Source organism: Pseudomonas sp. B21-036 (assembly GCF_024748925.1).
Lineage (GTDB): Bacteria > Pseudomonadota > Gammaproteobacteria > Pseudomonadales > Pseudomonadaceae > Aquipseudomonas > Aquipseudomonas palmensis.
Genome location: NZ_CP087178.1, coordinates 2,883,644 through 2,900,606 on the forward strand (window position 1 = coordinate 2,883,644; position 16,963 = coordinate 2,900,606).

General features: G+C 57.5%; 18 protein-coding genes. 3 read left to right on the plus strand and 15 right to left on the minus strand.

Annotated features, from left to right (window positions below; all coding sequences use genetic code 11):
* Positions 1–51: 51 nt before the first annotated feature.
* Positions 52–1,110, minus strand: coding sequence for a linear amide C-N hydrolase (locus LOY33_RS12845; protein WP_253086701.1), 1,059 nt, complete (start codon positions 1,108–1,110; stop codon positions 52–54).
* Between the two features lie 365 nt (positions 1,111–1,475).
* On the opposite strand from LOY33_RS12845, the gene LOY33_RS12850 reads away from it, so the two are divergent.
* Together LOY33_RS12850 and chrA are read left to right on the plus strand one after the other, a co-directional pair.
* Positions 1,476–1,919 (plus strand): hypothetical protein, encoded by a 444-nt coding sequence (locus tag LOY33_RS12850; protein WP_253086702.1) that lies wholly within the window; start codon positions 1,476–1,478, stop codon positions 1,917–1,919.
* A gap of 557 nt (positions 1,920–2,476) precedes the next feature.
* Positions 2,477–3,670 (plus strand): chromate efflux transporter, encoded by a 1,194-nt coding sequence (chrA, locus tag LOY33_RS12855; protein WP_229590258.1) that lies wholly within the window; start codon positions 2,477–2,479, stop codon positions 3,668–3,670.
* Between the two features lie 220 nt (positions 3,671–3,890).
* Here chrA and LOY33_RS12860 read toward each other — a convergent pair whose 3' ends face one another.
* Complete coding sequence (locus tag LOY33_RS12860; RefSeq protein WP_123752658.1) at positions 3,891–4,097, minus strand: hypothetical protein; 207 nt, start codon at positions 4,095–4,097, stop codon at positions 3,891–3,893.
* A gap of 252 nt (positions 4,098–4,349) precedes the next feature.
* Here LOY33_RS12860 and LOY33_RS12870 point away from each other — a divergent pair, with 252 nt between their 5' ends.
* The gene (locus LOY33_RS12870; RefSeq protein ID WP_258658399.1) at positions 4,350–4,637 is read left to right on the plus strand and encodes a hypothetical protein; all 288 of its coding nucleotides are present in this window, start codon (positions 4,350–4,352) and stop codon (positions 4,635–4,637) included.
* 331 nt (positions 4,638–4,968) lie between these two features.
* Here the strand turns inward: LOY33_RS12870 and LOY33_RS12875 are convergent, their stop codons facing one another.
* From LOY33_RS12875 to LOY33_RS12935, 13 genes are all read right to left on the minus strand, one after another.
* The gene (locus LOY33_RS12875; RefSeq protein WP_258658401.1) at positions 4,969–5,640 is read right to left on the minus strand and encodes a hypothetical protein; all 672 of its coding nucleotides are present in this window, start codon (positions 5,638–5,640) and stop codon (positions 4,969–4,971) included.
* Positions 5,641–5,923: 283 nt separating this feature from the next.
* A complete protein-coding gene (locus LOY33_RS12880) occupies positions 5,924–6,463 on the minus strand; it encodes a DUF2514 domain-containing protein (RefSeq protein WP_258658403.1) in 540 nt (179 codons plus the stop codon).
* Positions 6,460–6,912 (minus strand): structural protein P5, encoded by a 453-nt coding sequence (locus tag LOY33_RS12885; protein ID WP_258658406.1) that lies wholly within the window; start codon positions 6,910–6,912, stop codon positions 6,460–6,462. Before LOY33_RS12885 ends, LOY33_RS12880 begins: the two co-directional genes overlap by 4 nt.
* Before the next feature lie 58 nt (positions 6,913–6,970).
* Positions 6,971–7,582 (minus strand): tail fiber assembly protein, encoded by a 612-nt coding sequence (locus tag LOY33_RS25930; protein WP_309475751.1) that lies wholly within the window; start codon positions 7,580–7,582, stop codon positions 6,971–6,973.
* Positions 7,582–8,439 (minus strand): phage tail protein, encoded by an 858-nt coding sequence (locus LOY33_RS12895; RefSeq protein WP_258658410.1) that lies wholly within the window; start codon positions 8,437–8,439, stop codon positions 7,582–7,584. Before LOY33_RS12895 ends, LOY33_RS25930 begins: the two co-directional genes overlap by 1 nt.
* Before the next feature lie 54 nt (positions 8,440–8,493).
* Positions 8,494–9,363 (minus strand): hypothetical protein, encoded by an 870-nt coding sequence (locus LOY33_RS12900; RefSeq protein WP_258658413.1) that lies wholly within the window; start codon positions 9,361–9,363, stop codon positions 8,494–8,496.
* A complete protein-coding gene (locus LOY33_RS12905) occupies positions 9,363–9,665 on the minus strand; it encodes a hypothetical protein (RefSeq protein ID WP_258658416.1) in 303 nt (100 codons plus the stop codon). Before LOY33_RS12905 ends, LOY33_RS12900 begins: the two co-directional genes overlap by 1 nt.
* 1 nt (position 9,666) lies before the next feature.
* Complete coding sequence (locus LOY33_RS12910; protein ID WP_258658418.1) at positions 9,667–13,131, minus strand: host specificity protein J; 3,465 nt, start codon at positions 13,129–13,131, stop codon at positions 9,667–9,669.
* Between the two features lie 56 nt (positions 13,132–13,187).
* A complete protein-coding gene (locus tag LOY33_RS12915) occupies positions 13,188–13,799 on the minus strand; it encodes a tail assembly protein (protein ID WP_258658419.1) in 612 nt (203 codons plus the stop codon).
* Positions 13,800–14,268: 469 nt separating this feature from the next.
* Positions 14,269–14,730: a hypothetical protein gene (locus tag LOY33_RS12920; protein ID WP_258658421.1), complete on the minus strand. Its 462-nt coding sequence runs from the start codon at positions 14,728–14,730 to the stop codon at positions 14,269–14,271.
* A 70-nt stretch (positions 14,731–14,800) separates the two neighbouring features.
* Complete coding sequence (locus LOY33_RS12925; protein ID WP_258658424.1) at positions 14,801–15,682, minus strand: phage antirepressor N-terminal domain-containing protein; 882 nt, start codon at positions 15,680–15,682, stop codon at positions 14,801–14,803.
* The gene (locus tag LOY33_RS12930; RefSeq protein ID WP_210015024.1) at positions 15,679–16,698 is read right to left on the minus strand and encodes a Bro-N domain-containing protein; all 1,020 of its coding nucleotides are present in this window, start codon (positions 16,696–16,698) and stop codon (positions 15,679–15,681) included. The genes LOY33_RS12925 and LOY33_RS12930 overlap by 4 nt, the downstream gene beginning before the upstream one ends.
* Positions 16,676–16,849, minus strand: a complete 174-nt coding sequence (locus tag LOY33_RS12935; protein WP_309475752.1) for an Arc family DNA-binding protein — start codon at positions 16,847–16,849, stop codon at positions 16,676–16,678. The genes LOY33_RS12930 and LOY33_RS12935 overlap by 23 nt, the downstream gene beginning before the upstream one ends.
* Positions 16,850–16,963 lie beyond the last annotated feature (114 nt).

A 16,963-nucleotide genomic window follows, 5' to 3' on the forward strand; every position in this document is an offset into this window, starting at 1 on the left:
GCGCTGTTGCGTCCTGAGTGTAAATGTCAGGGATCAAGTCGCTGGTGCAATTCAAATCCCCTCGAATTTGAACGGTGTTGACTCTTCGAAGCGGGCGGACACTTCGCCGGCATACACGTTTGCCTGGTTCGGGCCCAGGTCCAGCTTTTTCACCTTGCCGGTTTTCTGGCTGAGGTCCAGCTTTTTCAGGTCAACCCAGAACGTATTGGGCGTGACTGCGGACTCGAAAAAATACTGCTTGTGTTTATGGTCCGCCACAGTCCGCCAGCGCGTGGATGAGATATTGGGCTGATCTGGCGTTGTAATGCCGTACGGCACCGAGACGTTGCGAATCACACTGAATACACTGGCCAGTGACAGCCGCGCATCCTCATGCTTGGGCACGGCATTTACGTAGAAGGACGCACGCGCAAAGCGATCAGGCGAGCGGTTGGTGCCAGGCAACATCTGTGTTCCGTCAATGCCTTGCCAATAAGCATACATTTCCAACTGCTCGTCGAACTTCGGCGAGTTCGTCATCACTTGATATTTTCTGTCGTGGTGAATGACTTGCTTGCCATCGATATACTCAACAATTGCGCTATCGCCCGACGCATCGGACATTGAAAGGTGCAGCGTTGCCAGGCGGGTTTCGTTCGGAACCTTGGATGTCACCACATGAAACGGTTCGGCCTTGAGCGCCTCGACCGCTTCAGCCACGGTCTTGAAGTTATCCAATACGTACTGAGCCCATGCCGAGATACTGAGCCCTGGCTTGCCCTGTTCGAGTGCTGGATATTCTGATTCCACCAGCCACAGCAGGTTTGCAGACAACCCGGCTTCGTTGATGCCGTCGGTGGTGGAAATATCGTAGCCGGACGCAATGACACTGCCGTACTTCGACGTCCAGGTAACCGAATTGGGGCCTGCCTCACCGTGGCGCTTCATGCCCTGGGGGAACACCCACAGGTTGGTTTCCACATCCTTCGCCCAGTCCATTGAGCGTGCCGTTATGATCTGTTGGTTATCTCCAAGAAAAACCAGCCGCGTGCAGGCGTGCACCACGGGTATCGATGAACAGAAACCGACCAGGGCCAGTGCAATTCCTTTTGCTGCGGGTGAAAGTTTCATTCCTTTGATTTCCTTGACCAAACTGATTATCAACACGCGCGAGCCCAGGCCTTCAAGCGAACGTGCAAGCACCTGGCTCGGTAATGACAAATAGTGTTTGATCGTCAATGACGACAAACATCAGCCAATAAAGCACGGACATATCAGAAATCAAGATTTGAGGGGACAAACAGCGTTCGCTTACAAGTACCGCAGCCTTGGCTTACCCCACTTGGGTCGATTCGGTGTTTTTCCATTTTGTGGTTGCACGGGCTAGCGCAGCGATTGCACATGTTTTCGCCAGCGTCGACACTGCTGCCCGGGGCCGCACGCCAAAGATGGACGCCGACGCTTGGCTCGCAACCGGATTGAAAGGAATCAAGAGCATGAATGATCGAAAGCCAGTCACCCTGGCTCAGCTTGAAGCTGAAACCGAAAAGTTCTTTGGCATGCACTGGAACACCGACGTGCTCGGCATTCAACCGCCTGCCTGGCATGCCTGGCGGGAGTTCAAGGGGTCTGTACCGAACTATCAGCTGGGAGGCTGTTATGCGCTGTTTGCCGGGGACGATCTTGAGTACATCGGCCTGGGCGCCAGCCGAGGGGGTGGATTGTATTGTGATCATGGGATATCACGCCGACTGAGCTCACATGTGTACCGCCTGGACAAGGAGCGCGGCCCGGGCTGGTTGAGGCTGCGCCCACGTTGGGAGTCCATAACCTCGATACACACCATAGGCTTCGAGGCGCGGCACAGCCACTTGGCTTCAGCGCTTGAGGCCTATCTGATTCGTGCATTTGAAGGTCGATCGCGCAATGCTCGTCGCTAATGGTTCATGCGAACGCCAGAGCAAGTGGTTCGAGACATGGCCTCCACCTGCACGGATGGATCGGCTCCTCCTTGGATTTGGGGCGCTGCACAAGCTGTCGACTGTCATTGGCTGGCACCTACACTCACCTCTTCATACTCCGCAGGATAAGCGTTTGATCTCCACCGCTAACATCACCATGCCGTCCTGCATGGGGCTCAAAGGGTGCTTATAGGTCGGTTTTATTGGGCCAAATCCCCCCCTACACCCCATCAAAACTCGGTGATTGGTATCAGAATTGGTATCACTTCAACGTGCCACTGGCGTCCTGCCGACAATTCCACCCCAACTCTCATTAACTTTTGTTGCTGCAGCTTCACAAGCTTTGGCGTGCGGCGTTGTGAGCGTCCGCCCAACGCACCTTTCATAATTAAATGGGTGTCCAGCAGGTACTGAGCTTGCTCACTCGTCAAATGGGCTGATTGAATACTCGAGTTGTGCTTGAATGATATTTGTCAATCCCGCTATATCAGTCACCGTTGGGAGCATGAGTATTGTCACCAGAAAGTCACATCAAGATGGCTACGTCTGATTCCGCGTGGTCAGTTTTTCTGGTGTTTTTGCGCTTGGGACTAACGTCTTTCGGCGGCCCGGTTGCCCATCTGGGGTACTTTCGTGAAGAGTTCGTAGCCCGGCGCCAATGGCTTAGCGACCGCAGTTATGCCGATTTGGTCGCTTTGTGCCAATTCCTTCCGGGGCCCGCGAGTAGCCAAGTTGGCATAGGATTGGGACTGTCTCATGCCGGATTTTCTGGAGCTATTGCTGCATGGGCAGGTTTCACATTGCCATCGGCTCTAATGCTGGTTCTGTTCGCTAAGGGTATGTCCACTTGGGGAAGTGCTTTCCCAAGCGGTCTATTGCACGGCCTTAAAATCGTCGCGGTCGCTGTCGTCGCTCAAGCAGTCTGGGGAATGGCCCGCAATCTTTGTACCGATGTGCTTCGCGTGACTATCGCCGCATTCTCTGCCTGCGCTGCACTCCTGTGGCCCAATGCATTGGGACAGATTGGTGTGATCGTCTGCGCCGCCCTCGTCGGCTTGATGCTGCTTAAAACCACACAGCGCCAAGCCGCGGAATCTTTGGCGATCTCGATCACCAAGAAGGTGGGTGCGATCTCCTTGGTGGTGTTTTTCAGCTTGTTGTTTGGCCTTCCATTATTGATGCAGGTTTGGCCCTCTCAAACGCTAGCTATGCTGCACGACTTTTACCAGGCCGGTTCATTAGTCTTCGGAGGGGGGCATGTTGTGCTGCCGTTACTTCAGGCGGCAACGGTACCCAACGGCTGGGTAGCCAACGACACTTTCCTGGCTGGGTATGGCGTAGCGCAGGCAGTACCGGGCCCACTCTTTAGCTTTGCAGCATTTCTCGGTGCCTCCATGAACGTCCAGCCTTCTGGCTGGGTGGGCGCGTCGGTGTGCCTCATCGCTATCTTTGCACCTTCATTCCTCCTCGTGATTGGCGCGTTGCCTTTCTGGGAGCAACTGCGGCATAGCTCTCGCACTCAGGCGGCGCTTGCAGGGGTCAACGCGGGAGTGGTCGGGCTTCTCCTGGCGGCCTTGTACAACCCGGTCTGGACGAGTGCCATATTAGCTCCCCAAGACTTCGGGTTGGCGCTGATAGCCCTTGTTGCCTTAATGTTCTGGAAGGCTCCTCCTTGGTTAATTGTATTGGGCAGTGGCTTGATCGGATGGTTGCTAAGTATTGTTTTTTAAAGAAAGCCAGCTAATTCAGCATAGCTAAGCCGCGCTCGTTCTATAGGCGTCAGCTGAACCAAGCTTGCGTGATAAAACAGGGGTTCATCTAAGCGGCAGAAGCTCGGCGATCTCGCTTGGCCGCTGCAAAGCGAGCCGACGATTTACTCTGCTGCACCTTCTCCAACCGAGTATCCTTCGACGTATATTTCGCACACTACTGTCCCATGGACACGCCGTCTCAATGACGAGTTGCGGGCCGCCCGCCCAAGGCGCTCAGCTGGTACTCGCTCACAGCCTGCATAAGTGACTCTGCCTCAAGGCGCAGGCACTCGACATCCTCAGCAGGAGCAAGTAATTCCAGCGCTTCGTGATAGCGCCGCACCGCATCCATCGCCTGCTGCATCAGCGGCTCACCCGCCGCCATCTTCTCCTGCAAGTCGTCCATGCTGTCCTCCAGTTTCGGTCAGGGCAGTATAGGCCTGTTCGCAGGTTGCTCCCCTTCCCCGACTTTGATCAGCATCTGCCGCAAGGTCTCCCGCTCTTTCATCGGCACGCTTGCGGCGGCGGATGACGAGGAACCCCATGGACACACCAGTACTGCATGGATAAACAGTATCGTACAACTACCTTCTTCGGCGTACAAATGTCCACGTCGAACGGTGAGTTTCGCCGCGACTTCACAAGGAGCACCCCGCAAATGGATGAAAATCTTCTTCGCGAGATTCGTGAGTTACTAGAAAACCCTCCACCACGCCCAGACTTGGATGCCCTCATCGAAAGCGGCGACTTGATCAAGGTCGCAGGTGGCTACCAAGCGCCAACTGAAAAAGGCCGGAAGGCCATTGAAAAATTCGTGATAGGCGTGGCGTTAAGCAACAAGGGAAAGCCGCCTGTATACCAGCTCAGTGTGCGCCGTAAGCGAAAAAAGGCCAAAGTAGCTACCTGCAGGCAATCAGCGCTGACTTCAACTGCTTTTCGAAATTGATCCGCTGCCTGCGCCCAGCCAGCAGCGCCTGCACCTTCACTTCCAGGCTGTCGGCCTTGCGCAGTCCGCCGGCCTAATGAAGATGCGGCAGATCCTTGCCGCGCGTCTTGGCCACGACAATTCGCTAGCGTCGGCCGGCCCATGTAGGTTACGTGATCAGTGATTGGGAGTTGATTCCAGAAGCTTGAGGACTTCATTCGCATACTTCCAAGCCGCCGGCCAACAGGCCAGCCGCAAGATCTAATGCATAAAGACCTTTCGCCTAACTACTTCAGCCCCGAAATAATCGAACCTATTGAAGAAGGGCCCCAATTAAGGGGCCCCCGGGTGCCTAGTCTTTCTTCTCGATAAAATCAGGGATGATATCTGGGTCAAAGCCGCCGTCATCACCACCCTCGTCGCCACCACCACCCTCGTCGCCACCCTCGTCGCCACCATCCTCGCCGCTGTCTGGCGGGTAGTCGCCCGAATCGCCACCTTCTGGCAATAAACCTTCGGGGTCGGGGTCGGAAACGGTGCCGACCACATCGCCAGCGCTTTCAGGCGGGGTCGGATCGTTTCCGTCAACCGCTGCTGGGGCTGGAGTGCCGGACAGATTGCGCAGGATCATTTTAATAGCCTTACCACCCACCGAGACGATAACTTGGGCTGCCACGCCGGACGCGATCTGAAGTCCCAGGTTCTTAAGATCCTCCTCGCTCGCCGACTCGGGCATGTAGTTTTGCGGCCAGTTCAGATTGCTTTTGGCCGCTTGCAGAACTTGATTGTACAGACTGCTCTGCTCTGCGCCAGTCGGCCCTACGGTTAGGGAGCAACTGTAGGTGCTGACGGTGTTAGTGCCTTGCGGCTCCATCACATCGATAGAAACCAAATGCTGCGCGTCGCGCTGTGCGGCTTCTTGAACCGCGCCCGAGAGCTGGTTCAGGTTATAGCAGAACGGGACAAAGCAAATATTCCCGAAAGCATCGGTGAATTGCAGGCGAAGAGGGTTTTTTACATTCATTTCTAAGGTCCTTCTTGGAATGAATCTTGATCGTATAGGGAATAAACGAAAGTTGCAAACGCGCACAAACGCGCAAGCCGCGCTAAATGCCGCCGTTAGTGTCTTCCTATGGCCACAGCGGAAATACCCGATAAACAGATGGTACGACCGAAAATAAACAGCATACTAAGTAATTTTGATTGATTACAGGGTTTTGCCTGTTTAGCGCGAAGGCAGCGACAGCATATGCCTGCTATTACCCCGCGCGTTCATCCACTCGTGTGATCAGGTAGTAAGCTCCATGTCAGAAAATGCGGCTGCCTCTTTCCTGGCGACCAGAGCTGATCCGATTAATGACAGCCTCGCAAGTCAGCCCCGCTATTCGACTTCGCTCAAGCGCTGCTGCGCAACTGCCCGCCATTCGGTCAGCGTCTTCAAGCAATCCCCCGAGCACCACGACGGCAGAGGCCCCTGCCTGGCGCTGCTGGGCATCGATGGCACCACAGGTGGCTGATCGGCCGGCGCGCAGTCGGGTGATTTCCCCGCGCAGGCCGCCAGCAGCAGACTCAGCAGCAGCGGCGCGGATGGTGACCTCTTCCAGTTTCTTGCGTGCATGCTCACCTTCCTCGTCTGCCACCTTCTGGCGGCGTTGCTCCTCGGCGCGCGCTTGTGCTGCTGCTCGCCGGCTGTTCTCCGCGACTACCAGGCGGTAGTCGGCCAGTTCGGTACGAGCCTCGGCTGTCTCGCCCTGGGCGACCACCACCCGGTACTGCTGGCCACAGCCCACCACTACCAGGGCAATCAACCACCAGCACCAGGCGGGCACAGCGGCCAACCAGTTCATGCCAGGGCCCGCCGCACGCCTTCATCAATGACCGCCGGCGAATACGGGTTGCTGCCGTTCTCATGCACGATGATGCCCAGCACGGTCTCGCGCAGGGTCTTGGGGTCGGCCATGTTGATCGAGTCGCGCATGCCGACGCCCAGGCGCTTGGCGATCGCTGCAGCGTATGCCTGGGTGTTGTTCTCGTTGCTGGGCGCCCAGCGGTTGATGAACTCCAGTGGCGTATCGATGCCGGGCTTGCCTACGCCGGGGATGCCGTCCTTGCCTCGGTAGTTGAGCAGCAGCTTGCCCAGGGCGCGGATACCGTTCTCTGGAGTGTCGAACCGGGCGAACCGTGGTTTCGGTACGCCCTGCTCCAAGCCGAGCTGGCCCTGCCAGGCGTTTCGTGGGTTGTAGTCGATGTTTCCGGGGTTGTTGTTACGCACGCCGCGGGGGAGCGATTGGGTCATGGGTTTTCTCCAGGCAATAAAAAACCCGCTCAAGGCGGGTATTGGTGTTCGGCCGGAATCAGGCCGGCGGCGCGGGCCAGTCGATTTCCGCGGGGTACCCAGGCTGCTCCGGCAAGCGGCTCAGTGCGACCCGGTATTTCTTCCAGGCCTTGAGCGAGGCGACCTCTGCATCAGTTGCATCGTGGATGTCGACGGCATCCTGGAGCGGGGCAATCGCTGAGTCGGCAGCGGCACGGCGGCTAGCCGCATCAGCCTGCACGGCACCGAGAAGCTGTGCCGCAGTGGCTTCTTGCTTCATCTCTGCCGTGACCATCTGACTCCAGTCGATTGCGCCGACACCTGCGGGCCAGCTCGCCGGCGCATCTGGCTGCGGGTCGCGGTCGGTGGGCAGTGGCACCCGGCCATCTGCTGGGTTGACGATGTCGACAGGGAAGCGCGATTGCTCACTCGCATCCGCGCCGTGCGGCAGCATGAGTGTCAGCACCAGGCCGCCACTGATCCGCTCGACTGGCGCAATCACGAACTCGCAGTCGACAGCCTCGGCAGGGAGCGTCGCGCCATCCGGCAATCGCGTGAAGTCAAATTCCACACCATTCACTTCCAGTATGTCGGCGGACCTGGCCACAACTAAGCCCAGATCAGAGCGTACAGGGGAAAGCTTGATGATCATTACCGCCACCTGCCTTTAATTTTGATGAAGTATGAAAAGCCGCCGATGGCGATCCCCGTAGTGTTGAAAATGTGTACCCTGGCGCTGCTCAACCCCGGGGCGGAGAACGGGAAGCCAACTGCGACACGTGCCGCGAGCCCAGTTGTACCGCTCGTTGCCAGCCCCGCAGATCCAGTGATCGTCGGTGTGCCAACAAACGTAGCCGGGTATGTCACAGAGATTTCGATGCCCGAGTTGTTGGGTATGGACTGCGAGTTTGAGCCTGTGATCCAGCCCTCGAGCGTTCCGTCTGCAAACTTCGTGTAGTCGCCGTTCGCATTACTGCCTCGTTCTATGATCGCGCCGCCCACGGTGCTCACTGTGCCGACCACGTCCGCCAATGCGGCTGATTTCAGTCCGAGCGCAGTGCGCGCATCTGCAGGCGTCGTCGCTCCCGTCCCGCCCTGCGCGATCGTCATGGCTTTCGTCAGCGCAGTCAGCTCAGTGATGTCCGCGTTCCGGCCGGAAGCCGCGGCGCCGATGTTCGCGCGCAGCTCTCCGGCAGTCTGGGCGGCTCCGAGGATCGCGAGCACATGCCCCCACTGCTCGGAGATCTGCTTGAATCGATCACTCAGGTCTTTGGGGTAGCCCTGGATCGGGACCAGGCTATATGCGCCGGCTGTGACTGTAGGCCCCTGATACGCGGGAGCGATGCTGAGCACTGTGTTGCTTGCGACGTTCACGACTTCGTAGCCGCGGCCATCGGGGCCCTTGAATTCGTCACCGACCCTGCAATTCGCAGCGAATGCTGTGCCGGTCCCGGTCACTGTAGTTGAGCCGCTTGTGATCGCGACATTACCTGCTCTGTACCAACCCATGGTTTCTCCAGGCAACAAAAAACCCGCTCAAGGCGGGCTCTTGATGTTTGCAAATCAGTTGTAAGGAAAAGGTAACCCGGCAGTCTTTATCACGAGGGCTACCGGCAGCCGGTCGGTCGGGATAGCGGTAAAGGACGCAGGAACCGATGCGTTCATTGCTGGGTACGAGACCGGGCTTCCGCCCGAATTTGCGAACATGAACGATATACCGCCCACGCGGCCATATGCCCCCTCGCTCACGGTGCACAGGGAAAGCATGGATCCTGATATTGTCTGTGTATTCCAGAGCGCGGCACTGCGCGAGAACGGCAGGAACACTGCGTACTCGACCCCGGTATCGAGCCCTACATCAACAACGCAATGCATCTGAGCATCTTGCGATGCAGTCTGGTAGCGAATGCGCTCTATTCGACCTCCGTCGTATGTGAGCAACTTGCGGCCGTACTGATCGTTTCCAGCAGGAGGGTCGGGAGCCTGAACTGCATTCACGATATTCAGCGGTGGCTGCAACGAGTTGAACGTGATCTGTCTATCCTCGTTCCAGGTCTTCAGGTACGGCCGGCCTGGGATATTGTCGGCCATCAAATCGAAGCAGTAGAACTTCGTTGAAGCATCACCTCCGGCATACATGAATGTCATGTTGCTACCTGACCGCGATGTACCGTTGAGACACCCTTTCCCCACAATGAACACGATCGGCGATATCGCATTACTTATTGTGAAGCCGAACATTGTATCGCCGAATCGGTTTGAGTCGATCCAGTTTGCTCCGTTGTTCGGATCAAGTTGGGCTGAGCGCAGGTATTTTCGAGGCCAAGTTTCTATCTCTGACATAGACCCACTTTTTACAAGCCCGTAGCAGATCTTGCTCGTATCAAACAGAAGCTCACCGGCCTCCTTGTTCACTATCAGTCGAGCGACCATCAGTAGTACCCGTAGTAAATGCGGCAGTTGGCCGAGAAGTAGCCCCAGCCTGAAGTCGAATATGAGTACGACCAGGAAAGCGTGTTGCCACTGATTGTGACGCCTGGTTTTTTTCCTTTCTCGCGAGCCAGATCAACAAGCGGCACGACGATATAGAACATCAACTTTCCGGTGGGTGGCGCAGGTATAGCTGTCGAACCATCTGCGCCTCCCGTGTCCACGCTGCCCACCATCTGACTGATTTTGCTGGTCATGTCGACCAGCACTTTTTCATCTGCCGTCTGTATAAAAAGTCCAGTCATCTCAAAGAACCAACTCGATTCCGAGGACGCCGTTTGCGTGGTACATCCGGACGCCGGAGTTGTTGATAGAGAGACGGCTTTGGCCTGGCCCGGTACCGTTGAACTCGAACACCCCAGTTGAGCGATAAATTGCCCAGCCCTGAACGCCCGCTACGTAGTCTGTAGTGCTGATCATGTCGCCGATCTTCGCATTTGTAATGGTGCCGTCTTTGATGAATGCAGCATCGATAAACGTTTGCCCACCCTGGATCGCGAAGAACGATGCCGGTGTTCCGTTGATGTCGTTGACCACAGCGAACCTGTCGGCGTTGACGATGAATTGGCTCTGTAGGCCCGCTGGTCCGTTCTCGATGCCCAGGCCGATACCTGCAACAACATACTTGCCTTGGGAGTTGACCTGCATTTTGACGGCCCACATCGTCGAGGCCTTTTCATCGGCATCGACCTGGGCCTGGCTGATCGTCTGCACTGCTGCACTGGTATCAGCAAGGGTTGCTTCGAGCGTTTCAGTCTTGCGCACGATGACTTCATCGCGCGTTGCGCTGACTTTTACTTCGCTCACGAATGCCGCAGTTGCGTCCCACTGCGCCAGGGCGCCGGCCATGTCCCCAGCCGGGTCGTCGTCGCGAGCAGAGGCGCGCAGGGCCTGCACGCTTTCTGCTGTCGCCGTGACCTTGCCATCCACTTCTGTGATCTTCGTCTTGTTCGTCTGCACCTGCTGCGCCAGGCCATTGGCCGTTTGAACAGACTGCCCGACATCGATCCAGAGGTTCGCATTCGGCGGAGAATTCGCACCCGAGGCATCGGCAGGAACAGGGCCTTTTGCCTGGTAGATCCGGCCATCAACGACGACCATCTGGTCTTTCGCGTAAGGCTCATCTGGGTTGTAGGCCTTGAGCCCGTCAAGCGCATCGATCTGGTCTTGCAGGCCGTCGATCTTGTCGATGAGCTCCTTGCCCAGCTCAGTCTCGCCAATTTGCCCTGCAATGAGGTCGAGGATCGGCGCAGCATCCATGCCGCTCTGCCCCAGTACGCCGTTGTCCACGGGATACCACGGCCCGATGTTGCCGGTGCGGTCGACCAGGCGCGCCCAGAAGAAAAACGACACGCCCGCTGCCAGCCCCTGCAGCATGAAGTCGTGCTGCGGGTAGGCCAGGTCGGTGAGTTTCGTGGCCACCGACAGGTCATTGCTTGGGCTGTACCAGATCTCGGTACGCTGTGTGTCTTCTGCGCCTTCAGGGAAGCCCCATCGCAAGCCAATCGCGAACAGCTCGCTCGATGCGTTCAGATACGACACCGCCGGAGGCAGGCCCTCTTTGCCCTTGAGCTCGGTGAGCATCGAGTCTCGCCAGATCGACGAGATATCGAACGCACTGACTGCTCGAACCCGAGCAAGGTACTGGCCGGCGTATATGCCCACCACATCGACTGAAGTCGCCCCAACGCGTTGCAGCTTTATCCAGTTCCCGTTGTCCTTGCGCCATTCCACGTCGTAGGCCACGGCCCCGTTCACGGCCGGCCAAGCAATGGTCATGGTACTCACCGCGATACCTTGGTCTACAGCATGGTTCGAGGTCAGAACCACGCTAGCCGGTGGAGGAACGACGGTGATCGGGATCACGCTGATCGGCCGCTCTTCCAGGCGGGCCCCGGTGTCGATATGCGCAAACTTGCTCGGGTCGTACTGCACCGCGCTGATCTCAAACACACCAGGCTCTGGGCGGGTAACGCTGGTCACACGGTACAGCGGTACCGCCAGGTCGTCTGCGTCGAGCGCCCACACCAGCTCAGGCTCCGGTACCACCGAGTAGGCAGTGGTGACGGTTACGGCCCGGCCGCTCACCGATTGAACGGTGCGTGCCTGGCAGGTTCCATCCGGCAGGTTGAGGATCAAGCGGTCACCGGCCTTGGCCTGGGTGTCACGGTCCAAGCCGATGGTGCGGCCGGATACAGCAGCGATGCGCCCGCCAATTGGCCGGCCCGCCAGCAGCTCGTCCGCGACCGGGATCACATAGCCCGGCAATGGGATTCGCCCATCGAGCCCGACCTTGAAGGTGATGCCTCGATCTCGTGAGTTCGTCAGCAGCGCCCATTTGCCGCGGCGCTGGGCCTCCGATTCGCGGGTGCAGCCGATCGCGCTAATCTCCAACACGTTGTCGCCATAGCGGCGCTGCAGTTTCTGGTCAGTCACCGAGGTGACATCGGTGTCGTAGCTGTTCGCCGGGTTGTCGTAGCTGATCAGGGCGCGGCTGTAGCGCGTGCGCTCCGAGGCGCTCGAATAGGTGAACTTGCCGTCGATGACGTTCGCCCGGGTGTAGGCGAAGTCGAAGTCGGTGTCGCGCGGCATGTCAGCCAAGCTGTACACCTGCCCCTGCGCCCAGTAGGTCATACCCCGGTAGATCGCCGAGATATCGCGCAGCAGGCTCCAAGCGTCAGCTTTGCCCTGAAGGTTAAGATTGCAGATGAAACGCGGCTCCTGGCCGCCCCTCCCGTTCGGTACCATCTGGTCGCAATACTGGGCGATCCGATAGAGCTCCCACTTGTCGACCTGCCAGGGCTTGATGCGCCGACCCAGACCAAAACGGTCGTTCACGGTGATGCCGTAGGTGTGCCAGGCCGGGTTGTCGGTCCAGGCCTCTTTGAAGGTGCCATCCCAGACCCCGGTGTAAACCCTTGAGCGCGGGTCATAGTTGCTGGGCACCTGGAATTTGCGAGCGTCACACTCCACAGTGACCGCCGGAATGTTGCGGAACTGCTCGGCCGAGAACTCGATGTACAGCAACGCGGTGTTCGGGTATCGAACCTTGGCGTCGATCACCTCGGTCCGCCCGACTATCTGCATGGTGTCGGCGATCTTGTTGTTGTTCTGGTTAGGCGTCAGCCGGCGGACGCGCAGCAGCCAGCCACTGGTAGCCTTTGGCAGGTCGATGCGGCGGGTGCGCTCGTAGGTGCTGGTGGTCTTGCCGTCGACAGCCTCCAGCAGCACCTGCTTATACGCCCCGCCGTCAGTAGCGAGGTCCACGGCGTATTCAATCCGATAGCCTTTGACGTTCCCTCCTGAATCGACCGATTGCAGCATTGGCCAGGCAAAGCGCAGGCGGATCGCGGATAGCTCCAGCCTGTCGATCGCGCGGATGTAGGCGTTATCGCTGCGCAATTCGACGCTCTCGCTGATCTCGTTCTCGATGGACGGGATGCCTGGGATATGGCCCTGCTCCACCGAGCCTGTACGCCATTCCCACTTCACGTTCGGGAAGTTCAGGTTGCCGGCCGGGTCAGCCAACGGCGTGTTGTCCAGATAAATGTCCCGCGCAGTTGGCGTCCCCTCGAACTCACCCTCTCCCACGGCGATCAGCATTTTTGCCACGGCGACCGAGCGCAGGCTGTCCGGCGCCTCTGTAGGCTGTTTCGGCTTATCCGAGCCACCCTTGGCGCCTACGATGTCCAGTTTCTGTGCTGCGCCCATGCTTTCCTCCAGGCGTAAAAAAACCGCCAGGCGGCGGTCGGTGTTCTGTGTACGGGTTAGAGTTTGTCTTCGGAGTAAATAGCGGCGCTGATGACCGCTCCACCCCACCGCCGACGCCCCAGGCAGAGTGGTACGGGGTTGCCACTGGCGGTGGTGTTTCGGGCGCTGCCAAATGCGTAGCCCGGGGTGTTCTCAGGGGCAGCGCTGGTCTTCAGGCCTTTGGCTTGGGGGCTGAGCATTTGGATCACGCCGCCAGCGGCATTAGCCACCCCGGCGCTGGTTACCAGCATTGCGGTGCTGGCAGACCAGCCCAACGGGTTCCACCATGCCAAAGCAATTAGAGCCACCCCGATAACAGTTTGCAACACGCCCGCTCTTTTGCTCCCGGTGATGACTGGCACAATTTTGATTTCACGACACCCGCCAAGCCCAAACTCATTTTCTGTAACGTTTTTACCATTCCGGTACACCGCGAAAATCAGGCCCCTTTCCCTAGCGCTCGCCAACTCACGGAAGAACCCAGGATAGTTAGAGTCAATGGCGCGCATGCCTTCATGTACGTCGCCATTGCCAAGAAAAAAATTGTGCTGCCTGCCAAACTTTTTCCCCAAAGAACCACAAAGCGTGATCTTAGTTTTTGGGGTGTACTCAATTGCAAGGGCTGCCATTGCGTCTCTCCGAACAATAAAAAACCGCCCGTAGGCGGTTATGGTTAGCAACAAGTCATCGGGCGCAGGACTTCACTACTTCTGGCACTCGATCAATTGGCGATTGCCACGTTCTGTAAAAATGGTAGGAAACCTTAGAGCCCGTTGAGGTTGGCGTTACATCAGCCAAGTGCCAGGGGGTCTGTGAATCAGGCGAGAACACTGTGTAGCGCCCATTGGACTCTTGCAACGTTCCACCTATGCCCGCCCCCCAAACGGCGATGTTCTGCCAGCCATCCCGAATACACTCGGCAACCTGCTTTGCGCTATTCGACGATGACACCTGCAGAAGTGGAGCCGTATCTCGCGTATCGCTCACGTTAGAACACCCCGCCAACAACGCCATCCCAATCGCACCGATCAGAGCTCTCATGTATTCCCCCTTCACTTAGATGGGGGAACCATATCAACGAATCGGTATTTCTGGCTATCAGTGCCGTTTTTCAGTGACAAGGTCGCCGGTAGATGCTGCATGGAACACCCTGCGCCACTGCGCAACGAGCGCCTCATCGGGTGGCAAGCAGCACCACCCCAGGAATTGCTTCACCAATGGGTGGTGTCCGCCAGCAGTTTGGATCAGGACGTCAGGATTCATATCATTCTGAGCACAAAATTCGACCCAGACGACCTTTGCAGCATTCATTTGAGCCATGATAGGAGGTGGATTATCGGACGCTTGAATGGCCAAAGCGATGCCGCGCATCTCCATTTCAAATCGCGCAGCCACATTCATCAGCATTCGCGTCTTGTCGAGGTACTCGAGGCTCTGGATCTCAACTTTATGCCGAGGGCAGGTATCAACCAACTTTCTCACCCGATCAAAGTCATGGCTCGCAGTTGCTTCGATTGTTAGCCTCACACGCTCTTCGGTTCCGATCTTGCTGTAGTCCATGCTTACTTCCTTGATGAATTATCGATAGCACAGTAACCCCGCATGGGCGGGGTTCGGCTTGATTGGCTGATTACCGCGAAAGGCCGTGTGCAACCACCTCAGGCATTTCGGCTTGGAGCTTCTCAGCCAGGCGCTTCAGGGGCTTGGCCACCGACTCCTTCCAGAGGATTTGCTGGATCGGCTTGCCGTCGCTGTGCTTCTTGCCAGTATCAGTGATCACGGCAAATTCCTTGCCGTCCGGCGTGACCTCCCAGCGTTTCTTGCCTGGCTTGTAGATCACATGATGCTGTAGCCCACACTGGGCCAGCAGCTTGTTCATGCTTGCCGCACTCATGCCGAACTTCGCGCCAAGCTCGGTTGGCGTGTAGTTCAGCTCCTGGGCTTCATTGACCAGGCGCTTCACACCGGCCATTTCCATAAGGTCGATACCGATTGCCGAGCGGACCATGCTGTTCGCGCTCAGGATGGCCTGGTTTCCTTCAAGCCCCAAGCTCTCGGCAATTCGCTTGGCGGCGTCGAAGCTGTCAGCGGCCACCGGTAGGCGCCGCTCAAGCGGTATCGAATCCTCGTTGGCTGCCGGCTGCTGTGCTCGGGGATTTACAGCGTGGCCATCGTTCCAGTACTGCCAAAGCGCATCATCGCACTCATTCTGATAGTCGATGATCGTCTGTCGAATGCTCTCATCAACCTTTTTCGGGTTGACGCTATACATCCAGGCCGGGAGCTTCTTCAGCGGCAGGCACACCACCTCCCTTGCTTGGTCATCTCCGGGGAGCTGCGTAACCATATGGGTGATGCAGGCCTCGAACCTGTCTACCAGCTTTCGGTGCTGAGGCTGCCAAGCCATCCCCATGCCTTCGACGATAGGCCGCATGGGCACGAATGGCTCGTCATGATGCTCAACGATGAAAAGATTGGTGCCATGAAACGGAACAGTCATCAGCGCGCTCATGCTGCAGCCCTCTCCTTTGGTGCATCAACCGCATAACGCTGAGGCTCTTCCATCACACGACCCAAGCCTTTCACAAAGGAGGTGATTTCCCGCAGCTTGTTGCGGTAGGTGCGAAGCTCCCACCAGGCGCCGCGGATGTCGAAGCCTGCCTTCTCCAGATCCCACAACAGGCTCTCAAGAGGCGTGGTGCCGTCACGCGTATCGCGAATGTCTTCGAGCGTCACGTCCAGCCACGCCTGTTTTTCGTTGCGGACAGTCAGCATCCCTTCGCGGATGGCTGCCAGGGCCTCAATTGGGTAGTGGATGTTCAGCGGCAGCTGCAACTGTGGCGGCTCCTTGGCGATGAACTCACCTTCCAGCACGCTGTAGGCTGCAATGAAATTACAGGCGGCTTCGAACTGGCCAGCCGGGATCAGCTCGGTGCGCGGTACGTTGAAGCGGGTATGCAGGCGATTGTGCATGGTCAGCGCGAAGCTTTGACGCTTGTCCGCCGCGACCGCTCTGCCCTTGTCCCTGATCAGGCCCTTGATGACGCTCAGCTCGCTCATGCCGATCAGTTCATCCATGAGGGTTGGCATCTTCGCCTGCTGGTCATCGTAGCGGCCGCGCTTGCGGATCGCTGGCAAGACTTCAGCCGTCACCCACTTCTTGAAACGCTTGGCCTCGGCCTTGCGACTACGAAGGACCGCCGAGTACAGACCGGACTCATTGATAACCAGCATTTCCTGAGCGCCGCCAGGGGTCGGCACAATCTGCCGACCCTTCTCGTCCTCATCTAGATTGCGAGTCATGTCCTTGGCTTCTGCGTAAAGCAAGGCAGCCGAAACGTCGGCAGCCACGAACCACGGCTGATCATTGATCAACAGCGTGCGCACCTGCTGCTTGCCGAAATTGAACGGAATCACGTTTGTGCTATTATTCGCCATGACGATTTCTTCCTGGTAGTTGATCTCGTTACTCAAAGCCTCAGCGCCTGCCAGCACTGGGGCTTTTTCATGCCCGCTGTTTTTGCTCATCCTGCATCTCCTGCTCCAGGGACTTTCTCAAGCGGAAGACGATCTCTCCGCTCAGGCTCCGGCCGTTCTCTTCAGCCTTTCCAGCAAGCGCTTTGCGCATCATTTCCATCAGCCGAACGCCCACCACCTTCTTTTCTTTGGTCGTACTCACATCTCCACCTCACTCATGTTTAGTTTGTGTAGTTTTGTTCCCTTTGTGTCGTTTGTCAACAACAGTGTTTCGTTTGTTGCATTACTTGCCTTTAGCGGCATACGCTTGGTATGG